Here is a 13,730-nt window from a genome sequence, read left to right as displayed (position 1 = left end):
CTCCGGCTTCCTTCAGATTCCGCCTCGCGGCGGACACCCTTGCCTTTGGCTAACAGTTCCTACTGCCAAGCCTGTAGCGGACTTTCACCGCCGAGTTATCGCCCATGCCGGGCGCACACTGCAAAAGGGAAGGCCATTATCGGCCCTCCCTTGTATATTGCAATAACGAATAGCTATGCTTCAGTTGGCTCATAAAGCGGCATTCTCCCTGGCCAGGCTGTAGATGCCTTGCGCGGGATTCCCCTCGCAAATCGATACGAGCCAGGAAATCCCGGCGGCTTCGAAGAGGCCCGCCAGGCTTGTCCGAAGCGCCGAAGCGTTGAATACCCCGCCGGACAAATAGATGGGAAGCTCACCGCCGAGCCGCTTGAGCGCCGCAAAGGCCAGCCGGAACAGATGCCCTGCCGCCTCTTCCATTATCCGGCACGCGGCGGGATCTCCCCGTTCAGCCTGTTCATTGACCGCCGGAACGAGCAGGGCGAGATCCTTATCGGTTATTTCTCCAGAGTAGAATCCGGCCAGAAGCCCGCTTTCCTCTTTAAAATCCAGCATTGACGCGACCGGTTGTTCCAAAGCCGTTGAGGCTGAAATGCCGGACCGCGCTTTAAGAACTTCCTTCACGGCTTCCAAGCCGATCCAGTAACCGCTGCCCTCGTCTCCCAGATGATGTCCCCAGCCGCCAACACGCGCCGAGCTTCCCGCCGCATTCTTGCCGTAAGCAACCGTGCCGCCGCCGCTTATGACGACGATCCCCGGCTTTCCGTTCGTTACGGCCCTCCAGTTGCCCCAGTAGTCGGGAACCACCAGCAGCCCGACCATGGAAAAGTTTCGGCCGCTCATCCCGCGTTCAATCGTCTCCGGAATGATGGACACATCTCCGTGATAGCCGCTAAGGCTGAAGCATACAGAGACCGGTTCGACCAGCTTCATCCCGTTCAGTTCTTCGCACAGCCCTGCCGCAATGCGGTAGTAGCTGTCCAGACCGCCCGGCCGGGCATAGTGGATAACCGGCTCGGTCTTCCAGTTCCGGATTAGCCCGCCGTTCCCGTCGAACAAATCAATCGAAGTCTTCGTCTGGCCTCCGTCAACGCAGACAATCAGCATCGCGATCACTTCCTGTGCCGTGATTTTGCAATAATCCCGTATACCCTTTGGTAATGGCTACCGTATCGGTGATCGCCGTTCCGACAACGACGAAGTATGCGCCGGCTTCCACGGCCGCGAGGGCCTGCTCCGGCGAGGAGACATGTCCTTCGCAAATCGTCCGTATGCCGGCATCGGCCAGCGCCTTGACCAGCTCGATATCCGGCGTCTGCCGGTCCATGCTGATATCCGTATATCCGGATAGCGTGGTTCCTACATAATCAGCCCCAAGCTCCCAGGCCCGGACGCCTTCCTCGTATGTGGAAATGTCCGCCATGACCGGCGTATTCAGTTCTTCTCTTATCTCCCGGATCAGTTCTTTCAGCGCTTCCTTGTCCGGTTGATTCTGAAAGGTCGCTTCCAGCGCAACAATATCCGCTCCAGCTTCCACGATGTCCTTGGCGTGTTCGAATGTTGGCGTAATAAAGAAACGATGGCCGTGTTGAAGCACTTTATTGATCCCGATAACGGGAACGTTTACATTCTTCTTGATTTCTCTGATATGCTCGGGGCTATCCGCCCGGATTCCGACCGCCCCCCCGAGCTCCGCGCATTTAGCTAAAGCCGCGATGTGAAGCGGGTGATTTAACGGATGGTCAAAATGCGCCTGGCAGGATACGACGAGTCCGTGCTTCATGCTGTTGTCCACTGATTTTGCCACTCCTTTTAGTATAAGTTTTTACTGGTGGCCTTTGCCGTTTTTTGGATCGTTCCCACAGCGGTCTCGCCAAGCTCCTGCATCACATGCGCAAAAATAATATCCAAAATATAAAGCTGCGGAATCGTTGACGTAAAGGCGCTGCCTTCCGTTGGCTTCTCCCGTGATGAGCTGAGCAGAACGACATCGGCAAATTTGGTGACCGGCGATTTGATGTGGCTCGTGATGCACACGACTCCGGCCTTGCCTTCTTCTTTGGCAATGCGGGCTATGTCCACCATATCCACCGTGCTCCCCGACACCGACAGCAATACGGCGACATCGCTTTCCGTCATCAAGGTGGCCTTTACGGGTCCGAGATGCCCATCCGTCACTGCTTCGACAGGCAGACCCGTGCGGATAAACCGGTATTTGGCGATTTCCGCCGTAAACCCCGAAGAGCCCACGCCGAAAAACACAATTTGCTTGGCGCGGAGCAGCATATTCACCGCCTCCCGGATCTGCTCTTCTTTCAGAAGGGAGGTCGTTTCATTGATAATATGAAGATTTTTTTGTCTGACCTGTTCGGTAATGCCATCCCCGATGGGATCTTTTTGCTGATCATGGCCGGAATCCAGTTCCTGGGCAAGGGCCAATTTAAACTCCTGGAATCCCTTGTACCCGATATGCCGGCAGAACCGGAGCACCGATGTTTCCCCAACCTCCGCTTTTTCCGCGAGATCGGTTAGCGAATCGAAGATAATATTTTTGACTTCGCTGAGAACGACGTCGGCCACTTTCTTCTCGGCCTTAGTCAGCGTCGGATAAATGCTTCGGATAAACGCGATTACATTTCCGGTGGGTATAATTATTTTTTCCATCCCGGCAGTTCCTCCCCATTGCACCTGTTCAGCCCTTAACCGCACCCATGGACAATCCGCTGACCAGATAACGCTGGGCGAAGAAGGTGAACAGAAGCGGCGGCAGTATCGATAATACGGTGGCGGCTGAAATATCTCCCCATTTAATTCCCCAGCTCGTTATGAACATCGTCGAACCCAGGGTAACGGGAGTAGCCTTGTTAAGAGATATAATAACGGCAAATAAATAATCGTTCCATGAAAAAATGAACGCAAGTATGGCCACGGAGGCGATACCCGGCGCCATCAGCGGAAGAATAATCTTCCACAGAATCTGGTACACGTTGCACCCGTCGATTTTGGCAGATTCTTCAATCTCATAGGGCAGCTCCTGCAAAAATCCTACCATTAAAATCAGCCCAAGCGGAATATTCAGGAAAATATTAATGAGAATCAAACCGGTGACCGTATCCAGCAGTCCCAAATATTGAAACATTAAATAGTAGGGAATGGCAAATACAATCGGCGGAAACAGTCTCAGCGCCATGGAAAGGGTCAGAAGCCTTCCGGAACTGAAGCCCAGCCTGATGACGGAATAAGCAGACGGCAGCGCGATCACGATCACAAAAAGACTGGTGAACACGGACAGCAGGATGCTGTTCTTAAAATAGCTTGTAAAATCATACCCCGCCGCGAACATCACATTTCGGTAATGCTCCAGCGTCGGAGCGAACGTAAACTTCGGAGGGAAGGAATTAATGTCGCCCGTCGTTTTCAAGCTGGTCATCAGCGTGTTGAGCAAAGGGAGCAGCAGGAACACGGCGATTACACTGACGGCGATCGTTGTAAGCCACGGCTTTCTTGCTTTCATAAGAGGACGGCCCTCCTTGTGCTTTATTTGGATAATCTCTTCACGAAGAACGGAATGAGCAGCAGCAGGAATACGGCAACAATGACGGAGGCGGAGGCCGCCTGACCGATTTGGCCGGATTTGAACGCCGCTTCATAGATATAGATGCTGGCCGTCTTCGTGATATTGCCGGGACCGCCGTTCGTCAAGACATAAATGACGTCGAACGTACGGAACGCATCGATTCCCCGCAGAAACGCCGCGATAAAGAAAATGGGTGCAATAACTGGAAGAATAATCTGCAAAACAGTTCTCCAGTATGAAGCACCGTCCACCGAGGCGGCCTCATAGAGTCCAGGATCGACACCCTGCAGACCGGAATAGATGATCAGAAACGTAAACGGGACCCACTGCATAATGTCCAGAACGATCATCAGCGGCACAACGAGATCAGGATCAAACAGATTGACCTGGATATGCAGCAGCGATAGAAAATAAGTAGCGACACCGTTGTTCTCGTTCAGAATCAGACGGAACATAATTCCCATCAGCGAAGGCGCGACCATAATCGGCAGCAGCACCATGCTCAGAAGCGGACGCTTCCCGGGAAACGACCGGTTAAACAGCAGCGCGAGCAAAAATCCGAAAACAAGCTCAAGAACCGTGGTAATCAGAGCAAACTCAAGGGTAAAGCCGATGGAGTGCCAAAAGTCGGCATCCCGCAAAATTTCCAGATAATTGCCGAACCCGGAAAAAGAGGACATCCCCTGGCCCATGGATACATCGTGAAGACTTAAGTAAATCGCATATCCCGCCGGGAATACAACCATGACAACCCAGAATAACAGCAGGGGAAACGACAGGACCCACTTTGCCGCCTTTTCCGAATAGACCATTTCAACACCTCTTCTTAAAAAATAGGGTAAAGGGGGAGGAATCCCCCCTTTACCGGCAGCAGCTTACTTGGACAAAGTCTCGGTTACATCGGTCTGCGCTTTTTCAAGCGCTTTTCCGATATCGTCCTTTCCTGCCCAGGCTCCGCTCAAATCTTCGGCCAGCTTCAGCATGATCGGCTGGGTTTCGGCAATAATCGGTGTGGAATAACCGTATTTATCCACATGCTCAGCGATGAGCGGCAGCACCGGCTTCTTCTCGCCCAGACCGTTCAGCACTTCCGCAATCGGAGGAATCCCGCCGCCATCGGCATAGATTTGCATGGCGTCCTTCGTCGTCAAATAATTCATCCATTTCAGTGCGGCTTCCTTGTTCTTGGCGTATTTGTTCAGTCCCACCCCGAGGGCGTGAACATGCGTTTTATGCTCGCCCGGAATCGGCGCGACCGCAATTTTGCCCGCAATATTCGGAGAACGCGCCGGATCGTTCAGTTCGTCATACGCCGCTCCCCATTGAACGGCAAAGGCCGCGTTGCCCGATTGCAGGGCCGCTTGGGTTTCGGGGTACTCCGCAACGGTCGAGTTCGGGGACGTCATTTTACCGTTATAAATGGTCGAGTAAATACCCATCGCTTTCTTGGCTGCATCGGAATTGAGCTGCGGCTTGCCGCTCTCATCAAGCCAGGAACCGCCGCTTGACCAAAGGAAGTCGTCCCATATCATCACATTGAAAATCAGGTTCTTCATTTGCAGCGCGGTTCCGTATTTCGTCGGGGAATCCGGATTGTACTCCTGGCTGAAGAACGCCGCGGCCGCAATAAAGTCATCCCATGTCCAGTCCTTCGGATCTTTGGGCTCAAGGGTTTGGCCCAGCACCTTTTGGCTGACTTCGCCATATTTGCTCTTCCAAGCGGAATCGCTCAGCAATTTATCGATCAGATCCTGGCGGTACAGCAGGAAATGGTTGCTGACATCCATCGGAATCGCCAGGGTCTCGTTATTCATTCGCAGGGAGTCGACCGAGGATTTCAAATAACCGTCCGTGTTCACCTTGCCGTCCAGGGCATCCAGACTTGGCGCATGCTGGCCGATAATATAGCTTGCGGTAAAGTACATATCCACTTCATCCGATTTGGAGCTCATCATGGCCGCTTCCTTCTCGTAAGTTCCGTCACGGCTCAGCAGCACCATCTCGACATTCACGCCGTCGGTCTTGCCCTGCCCGCTATTATAAGCGTCCACCACTTTTTGCATGGCGTCGCTCTCCGGTCCCGGCCAATACACCATGGACACCTTGGACGTTCCCGATTGTCCGCTTCCACCGGAAGCGCCGCCCGCATCGGTCGAACTGTCCTGATTCGAGCCGCAGCCCGCCAAAACGACGGTCAAAGACAATGCCAAAGTAACACAACGAGTTAATAAACCTTTCATCCAAATCCCCCCTTGATAAGCTTGTTCTTATAATATTCTATCGCAAAATAAAAGTAAACACTTTTTTTATTTATAAAATGGAGGAATACTCTTTTATTCGATTGCATTTCACTCCTTTTGCATGAAAATCATATAGTTTTCAACAACAAAGATGTCAGTTATTATCACATAAGAAGCAACTCTGAAGATTTCACAAGCGGCAACAAAAAAAGAGGAACGGATCTCTCCGTCCCTCTTCCCGGCTTTTTATCAATGCTTAATTCGCGACGTGTCTTACAAAGTCTTGCCATGAAGCCGGTACACCCTGGCCTCGTACGGCTTCAGGTGGATCGTCCGGATGCTGCCCCCCGCAGGAGCCTCATAGCTCGAGAGGAGCAGCTCAACAGAGCTGTAACGGACAGCTTTAGGCAGGTGGAACAGCGCCTCTTCCGCGAACAGGTTGGTGATGATCAGCAACTGGTCATCCTCAAGCGTTCGGGTATACGCGTATATTTGCTTGTTCTTCGGCAGGATCAGATCATAGACGCCGTAGACGGCGACCGGGTTGCTTTTGCGTAGATGGATCATCTTCTTGTAATAATGGTAGATTGAATCGGGATTCGCAAGCTCGCTTTCCACATTGATTTCCTTGTAGTTCGGGTTCACCTTCATCCATGGCGTCCCCTCCGTAAATCCCGCCTGCTCCCCGGCATTCCACTGCATCGGCGTTCGGGAGTTATCCCGGCCATTGGTCCAGATCACGGGCATCAGATCTTCATGTTCCTTGCCTTCTTCTCTTTCCAGCCGGTACCAGTTCTTCATATGCACATCGTCATAATCGTCGATCGACTGAAATTGCACGTTCGTCATACCGATTTCCTGGCCTTGATAGATGAAGGGAGTGCCCTGCATCAGGAAATACATCGTCGCCAGCGCCTTGGCCGACTGCACCCGCAGCGATCCGTCATCGCCATAAGTGGAGACCGAGCGGGGTTTATCATGGTTCTCCATGAAAAGGGCGTTCCAGCCGGTGCCTTCGAGCGCTTTTTGCCATTCGGTCAGCACCTTCTTGAAGGTGATCAGGTCGAACCCGCTCTCCAGGCTTTTATCCCAAAGATGCATATGATTAAATTGGAACACCATGTTGAACTTGCCTTTTTCCTTGCTTACCCACTGATCCGCGTCCCCTGCCGTAACGCCGCTCGCTTCCCCGACGGTCATGATGTCGTACTTGTCAAATGTTTCCTCTTTCAATTCCTGCAGAAAATCGTGGATGCCCTCGAGGTTCATATGTCCGGCAAAGGCGCTCACATAGCGCAATCCTTCCGGGTTCGGCAGATCGGGAAATCCGGCCAGCTTCTTGATATGCGAGATGGCGTCGATACGGAAACCGTCGATGCCTTTATCCAGCCACCAGTTGACCATTTCGTACAAATCCTGGCGTACATCGGGATTCTCCCAGTTGAGATCCGGCTGCCTCTTGGAGAACACATGCATAAAATACTGGTCCGTAACCATGTCATATTCCCAGATCGACCCGCCAAAGATGCTGTCCCAGTTGTTCGGCTCCGCGCCGTCTTTCGGGTCGGCCCATATATAGTAATCCCGTTTCGGGTTGTCTTTGCTTGACCGCGATTCGATGAACCAGGGATGCTCGTCCGAGGTGTGGTTGATCACCAGATCCATGATGAGTTTCATCTCTCTGCGGTGAACTTCCTCCAGCAGCTCGTCGAAATCCCCCATCGTGCCGAACTCGTCCATAATGTCATGATAATCCGAGATATCGTACCCGTTATCGTCATTGGGCGACTTGTAGATCGGGCAGATCCAGATCACGTCGATCCCCAAATTTTTCAGATAATCCAGTTTGCTGATAATTCCCCGCAAATCGCCGATTCCATCTCCGTTGCCGTCCATAAAACTGCGGGGATATATTTGATAGGCCACCGCTTCTTTCCACCAAATTCGCTCCAATGCTGTCAGCTCCTCCAACCTGCTTTAAGGAAAAATTTTTCCTATATGGAGTATAAAACGAATCATTTTTCCCGGTCAAGTCCAATTGGAAATATGATGTGGCCGTGTTATGATACTAATTAAAGATAGTAATTATTGATTCATGCAGCCTTTTTAGGAAAATATTTTCCCGTTATGGGGTATCTTATTGTTCGGAGTTGTGGTGCTAAGATGAAGGTAACGATTAATGATATTGCCAAAATGGCCGGAGTTTCCATCTCAACCGTCTCCAGAGTCATTAATAACAGCAAGCCGGTGAACGAGGATGTCCGGATGAGAGTAATGGAAGCCATCAAGCAGACCCAATACCGTTCCGGCACTCCCGCGGGCGATGGCACCAAGACCGATTCCGCATTGATTGGAGTCATTGCCCCCCAATTCAGCCAGACTGTGCTTAACGATATGGTGGCGGGCATCGAGTCGGTCTCCAGGCTGTACGGGTTCGAGCTGCTCATCGGGCTGACGGACGGAACGCTTGAAAGCGAGCTGGATCATTTGAAAAGATTCGGGAGCATCGAGTCGAAGGGGATTATTTTTGTCGGGTCCATGCTGGAAAGAAGGCATGTTAAAACGATTGAAGCGGCGGGCATCCCCTGCGTCGTGATCGGCCAAATTTCTAATATTCCATCCATTCCTTCCGTCCATGTGGATAATATTACCGCCTCATACGAAGCCGTGACCCATCTCATTCAAAAAGGACACCGCCGCATAGCCATGATCCGGGGAATAGGCGATTCGGGGATTGGAAACGACCGTTACCAAGGATTTTGCCAGGCGATGAACGATGCGGGACTTCCGGTCCGGAAGGACTGGGTTGTGAAGAGCGAGCTGTCCGTGGATGACGGGATGAACGCTATGCGCAAACTGGTGGAAACCGGCGAAATGCCAACCGCGGTATTCTGCTCAACGGACTGGATGGCGATCGGGGCGATGAATTATGTATTGGATCAAGGAATGCGAATTCCGGAGGACGTAGCTATATTCGGCTTTGACGGCAGTTATCTGTCGTCCATCTTCCGTCCCAAGCTCTCTACGGTGGAGTATTCCGCAACGGAAATCGGCATGACGGCTACCCGCAGCCTGATCAAAATGATTAAGGGGGCTTCAGATATCCCGCAGCATTCCAATGTAACGCATTATCTGGCGATTCGCGAAAGCACGAAGTGAGACATGCGGAAACAACTCTGGACTATCCCCAATCGGCCAAACAGCAAGCTTCCGGCGGCACGGAAGCTTGCTGTTTTATGAATTCGGGTATTTCAATTGCCCGGCTCATTTCACGCTTGCGGAAGCTTGACTATTATTGAATCGCAACTTCGTCTTCTTCTAACGCCGCTTTGCTCAGTTGCTCCTTCAGATACAAAGGCTTAACAGGAATTTTATGAATTTTGACGCCGGTGTGCCGCAGCGCATCCTGAACGGCCGACTGGATGACGGCGAGAACCGGTATCGACCCGCTTTCGCCCGCTCCTTTGACGCCAAGCGGATTCAGCGGAGATGGCGTTTCAATATGATGAATCGTCATTTCCGGAATTTCCGTGGAAGAAGGGACAAGGTAATCCATCAGGCTGCTCGTAAGAAGCTGCCCTTCCCGGTCGTAGACAATTTCTTCATACAAGGCGTTGCCGATTCCGTTCGATATGCCGCCCTGATACTGCCCGGTTACAATCAGCGGATTAAGCAGCTTGCCGCTGTCGTGGACCGATAAGTAATGCAAAATCTTGATTTGCAGCGTCTCGGGCTCCACCTCGACGACGGCCATATCGGACATCGACGTAATGGCTGCACCTTCGGGAGCAAAATAATCGGTTGCCTCCAGCATCGGATCGGTTGGAAGATCGTAGGTTTTACCTGGAGCGCCTCCCTTCGCCGCATGGGACAAGGCTCCCAGTGAAATGTGCATACCGGGCTCGTCTTTTTTGCGGACATATCCTCCGGCCAACTCCAGTGCGCTTTCCGGAACATCCAGCTCATGCGCAGCGAGCCGGAGCGCATGCTGCTTGACTTTCTGGGCAGCCTTGTACACCGCGTTGCCCGCAATGGTCGCAATCCTGCTGGCGAATGTACCGGTACCATAAGGAAAGAGGCTTGTGTCGCCTTCCCGGACGATCACCTTCTCAAGCGGGACATCCAGCACTTCAGCCGCAACCTGGGCTAGAGACGTTTCATGTCCCTGCCCCTGGGTCGCGGCGCCTGTAAACACCGTCACTTCGCCCGTATCCTCCACGCGGACAGTCGCCCCTTCATAATTGCCGAAGCCGGTGTTCTCGATACAGACGACCGTGCCGATTCCGACATTTCTGCCCTGCTTCCGGTACTCTTCCTGAAGCTGGCGCCAATGCGCGTACTCCCCTTCCGACTTAACGGTTTCCACAAGCTTGGGAAAATTGCCGCTATCGTAAATCTGGGGCTTTCCGTCTCTGGATAAAAGACCGGTGCGGTAAGGAAATTCATCCGCCTGAATCAGATTACGGCGTTTAATTTCAAGCGGGTCCATATTCAGTTCATGGGCCGCCTCATCCAGCAACCGGTTCAGAATCATGGCCGCCTGCGGTCTTCCGGCTCCCCGGTATGGCGCGAGGGGGACCGTATTCGTATAGAAGACGTCGATATCGCAGGCATAGTCGGTCACGCGGTACGGGCCGGGGATTAATGAAGATGTAATGATGGGAACGATAACGCCCCAGGGCACGTATGCACCCGTGCTCGCCAGACCTTTATCGATTACCGCCACAATCTTGCCTTCCCGGGTTACGCCGAGCGTAGCCTCATGAATCTGTTCGCGCTCATGAATGCAGCTCATCATATGCTCCATCCGGTCTTCGATCCAGCTTACCGGCGCGCCCACCTGAAGCGACGCCCAGGGAACAAGCATGTCCTCCACGTAGAACGGAGCCTTGGCGCCAAAAGCGCCTCCGACATCCGGGGCAATGACCCGAACTTGATGTTCCGAGATCCGGAACGTTTCCGACAGAATTTTGCGCATTTCATGCTGGCTCTGCGTCGCGGCATACACTTCCAGCATAGGTTCCGGCTGGTGATGGCTCCACTTCGCGAGCAGTCCGCGCGTCTCAATCGGCAGACAGCTCACCCGGCCGATTTCAAACCGGTGGCTGACGACGACATCGGCCTCCTTCATTCTCTCATGGGCGTTGCCGATCGACTGACTGATGCTCATCGCCACATTGGATTCCATATGCCGATGGGCCAGCGGCGCTCCGGGACGCGCGGCGTCTTCCAGAAAGGAAACGGCAGGGAGCTTCTCATATTTGATTTTGATCAGGTCGACTGCGTCTTCGGCTATATATCTGGAGGTTGCGATTACCATGGCAACCGGCTCGCCTACATGGTGAACGGTTCTGTCAAGCGGCCGCTGGGTAACGGATATCAAATTGGGATTGGGAAACACAACAGGCAAGCAAGGGAGCTCCGCCGCCTCATCGGGGCCGAATACCGCTACCACGCCCGGCAGTTTTCTCGCCTGCTCCAGGTCAATTTCCGTAATATTGGCATGTGCGTGCGTGCTGCGCAGAAAAGCCGCGCTCAGAGCTCCGTCCATGTGAATATCGGCGATATATCGTCCCTGTCCCCTCGTCAATCGCGGATCAATTTTCCGTTTCATGGGCTGACCTATATACTTCATACCTTCACCTCCACAGTCTATAGACCGAATAGCTCTTCCATCATCCGGCCGGACCAGCGCTTCGCCGTTCCGTCCTTGGACAGGAGCTTGATAAATCTCCACAATGGCATCTCCAGGAAAAAGCCTCTCAGCTTTCCGGCCAGAATCGTCTCTTTCAGGTTCTCATCTTCCGCAACATGCTCAGCCAAGTAGCGGACAGCCTGCAAGCCTTGCTCAGTCGCAAGCCATTGCTTCAGCAGGCTGTTTGAGTCAAGCGTTATTTCGGTCTTACCGGCGAATTCAATATGCAGGCGCGTGGACAAGCGAATGTCTCGCGAAGAAGCGCCGATAGACAGAACAAAGTCTCCACTGTCGGCCGTCCAGCTTCCTGAAGCCGGATGATAATAAGAAAAGTCGCGCTTCTCCAATTGCAGCGTGACGGTCTGCGTTTCGCCTGGCGCGAGTTCGACCTTCGCAAATCCTTTCAATTCCCGGTCCGGGCGAACCAGCTCGCAGTCCGGGTCTGTGACGTACAACTGGACAATTTCTTTACCGTGTCTGCTCCCTGTATTGGTTACCCTGACCGATACGACGAAGTCGCCTTCATTCGGTTTCCGGGCGACCTCAAGATCCGTATAGTCAAAGCTCGTGTAGGACAAGCCGTATCCGAACGGGAAAAGAGGCTGTATTTCCTTGCGGTCATAGTAACGGTATCCGATAAATAAGCCTTCGCCATACACCGTCTTGCCACTATCTCCGGGGAAATTCAGATAAGACGGATTATCGGACAGCTTCATCGGGAACGTCTCCGCCAGTTTACCGGAAGGATTCACCGCCCCAAACAACAGACGCGCCATGGCGCTGCCGCCTGCCTGTCCGGGAAGCCACGCCTCAAGGACAGCAGACGCGTCAGCAATCCACCCGCGCATATCTACAGCAGACCCGTTGTTCAGAACAACAACGCAGGACTTGTGGACGGACGCGACGGCTTTCAGCAGCGCCGAATGTCCGGCGGGCAAATCCATGCTCTCCCGGTCGTTTCCTTCAAGCTCCGTGCTGCCCGCAAACAGAAGCACGACTTCAGCCTGAAGGGCGGCTCGAACCGCTTCGGAAATCAGCTCGTGGTTAACCTCGCCATCTTCACCGTAGCCATCCGCATAGAAAGCCTGCGTACCGGGGGCCAGCATTTTCCCAATTTCATCGAAAGGAATTTCCAGACAGGACGGATTGATATTGGAACTGCCTCCGCCCTGAATTATTGGATACTTCGCATTTCTCCCGATAATTGCGATTGAAGGCAGCCTGGACGGCTCAAGCGGCAGAAGGCGATTGTCGTTCTTGAGCAGCACCATGCTCTCTTCCGCCGCTGTCCGGGCAAGCCGGTGGGCTTGCTCAAAGCTCCAGTCAAGATCGTCAGGAGCGGACCCGGCGCTCCCGAGGCTTTTCTCCACAGCCGACAGCACATTCAGAACCGCCCGATCCAGTGTTTCCTCGGCAAGCTCGCCCGACTGCCAGGCTTCTTTGAGCTTCATACCATTCGATAGGGCAGGCCCTGGCATCTCCAAGTCGAGTCCGGCCTGAAGAGCTTTTACCCGGTCATTAACCGCCAGCCAGTCAGACATGACGAACCCGCTGAATTTCCATTCGCCCCGAAGAATATCCGTCAGCAAGAACCGGTTCTCCGAAGCGTAGGTTCCGTTTACTTTATTGTAGGAGCTCATAATCGACCAAGGCTCGGCTTTCTTGACCACACGCTCAAAGGCAGCCAAATAAATCTCCCTCATCGCGCGTTCATCCACTTCGGAACTGATCGTCATCCGCTCGAATTCGGTATTGTAGCAGGCAAAATGCTTGAGCGACGTGCCGATGTTCCGGCTCTGAACCCCTCTGATGAACGCCGCGGCCATTTCCCCCGCAAGGAAGGGGTCTTCCGAATAGTATTCAAAATTCCGGCCGCATAGAGGCGAGCGCTTCATGTTAATGCCGGGTCCCAGCAAGATTTGAACGTCCAGCTGCCTGCATTCCTGTCCCAGATTCACGCCGATCTGTTCCATAAGCTCGATATCCCAGGAAGAGGCCAGTCCGGACGAAGTCGGGAAACAGGTGGCCGGCTTGCTGAGGCCAAGCAGCGTGCCGTCCTGTTCCTTCCTCACTCCATGAGGGCCATCATTCATGCTGAGCGATGGTATGCCAAGCCGATCAACGGCTCTCGTTCTCCACAAATCTTCTCCCGCGCACAAACCGATTTTCTCGTCCAACGTTAGTTGTCCAAGCCAAGTTTCCGCCAGTGTACTCATCTTGA

At 53.2% G+C, this 13,730-nt stretch carries 10 protein-coding genes; 1 reads left to right on the top strand and 9 read right to left on the bottom strand.

Going from position 1 to position 13,730, the window contains the following annotated elements:
- Positions 1 to 189: 189 nt before the first annotated feature.
- The 7 genes from KP014_RS10770 to KP014_RS10740 form a co-directional block, all read right to left on the bottom strand.
- Positions 190 to 1,104, bottom strand: coding sequence for an N-acetylglucosamine kinase (locus tag KP014_RS10770; protein WP_090833987.1), 915 nt, complete (start codon positions 1,102 to 1,104; stop codon positions 190 to 192).
- The gene (locus KP014_RS10765; RefSeq protein WP_216700493.1) at positions 1,085 to 1,804 is read right to left on the bottom strand and encodes an N-acetylmannosamine-6-phosphate 2-epimerase; all 720 of its coding nucleotides are present in this window, start codon (positions 1,802 to 1,804) and stop codon (positions 1,085 to 1,087) included. Before KP014_RS10765 ends, KP014_RS10770 begins: the two co-directional genes overlap by 20 nt.
- A 5-nt stretch (positions 1,805 to 1,809) precedes the next feature.
- Positions 1,810 to 2,661, bottom strand: a complete 852-nt coding sequence (locus KP014_RS10760) for a MurR/RpiR family transcriptional regulator (RefSeq protein ID WP_036593878.1) — start codon at positions 2,659 to 2,661, stop codon at positions 1,810 to 1,812.
- A gap of 28 nt (positions 2,662 to 2,689) precedes the next feature.
- Positions 2,690 to 3,511 (bottom strand): carbohydrate ABC transporter permease, encoded by an 822-nt coding sequence (locus KP014_RS10755; protein WP_051499842.1) that lies wholly within the window; start codon positions 3,509 to 3,511, stop codon positions 2,690 to 2,692.
- 23 nt (positions 3,512 to 3,534) lie between these two features.
- Positions 3,535 to 4,386, bottom strand: coding sequence for a carbohydrate ABC transporter permease (locus KP014_RS10750; RefSeq protein WP_051499843.1), 852 nt, complete (start codon positions 4,384 to 4,386; stop codon positions 3,535 to 3,537).
- Positions 4,387 to 4,449: 63 nt separating this feature from the next.
- Entirely contained in the window at positions 4,450 to 5,814 is a 1,365-nt protein-coding gene (locus KP014_RS10745) for an ABC transporter substrate-binding protein (protein ID WP_051499845.1), read from the bottom strand.
- Between the two features lie 273 nt (positions 5,815 to 6,087).
- Positions 6,088 to 7,767, bottom strand: a complete 1,680-nt coding sequence (locus KP014_RS10740; protein WP_036593881.1) for a glycoside hydrolase family 13 protein — start codon at positions 7,765 to 7,767, stop codon at positions 6,088 to 6,090.
- A gap of 210 nt (positions 7,768 to 7,977) precedes the next feature.
- Here KP014_RS10740 and KP014_RS10735 point away from each other — a divergent pair, with 210 nt between their 5' ends.
- Positions 7,978 to 8,973: a LacI family DNA-binding transcriptional regulator gene (locus KP014_RS10735; protein WP_051499875.1), complete on the top strand. Its 996-nt coding sequence runs from the start codon at positions 7,978 to 7,980 to the stop codon at positions 8,971 to 8,973.
- 133 nt (positions 8,974 to 9,106) lie between these two features.
- On the opposite strand, the gene KP014_RS10730 is transcribed toward KP014_RS10735, so the two are convergent.
- Together KP014_RS10730 and KP014_RS10725 are read right to left on the bottom strand one after the other, a co-directional pair.
- Complete coding sequence (locus tag KP014_RS10730; RefSeq protein WP_216700492.1) at positions 9,107 to 11,428, bottom strand: xanthine dehydrogenase family protein molybdopterin-binding subunit; 2,322 nt, start codon at positions 11,426 to 11,428, stop codon at positions 9,107 to 9,109.
- A gap of 38 nt (positions 11,429 to 11,466) precedes the next feature.
- Positions 11,467 to 13,725: a beta-glucosidase family protein gene (locus KP014_RS10725; RefSeq protein ID WP_036593901.1), complete on the bottom strand. Its 2,259-nt coding sequence runs from the start codon at positions 13,723 to 13,725 to the stop codon at positions 11,467 to 11,469.
- Positions 13,726 to 13,730: the final 5 nt, after the last annotated feature.

It is taken from the genome of Paenibacillus sophorae (assembly GCF_018966525.1).
Classification (GTDB): Bacteria; Bacillota; Bacilli; order Paenibacillales; family Paenibacillaceae; genus Paenibacillus_AQ; species Paenibacillus_AQ sophorae.
Note: the sequence above shows the minus strand (reverse complement) of the source record. Positions and strands in the feature narration are given on the sequence as shown.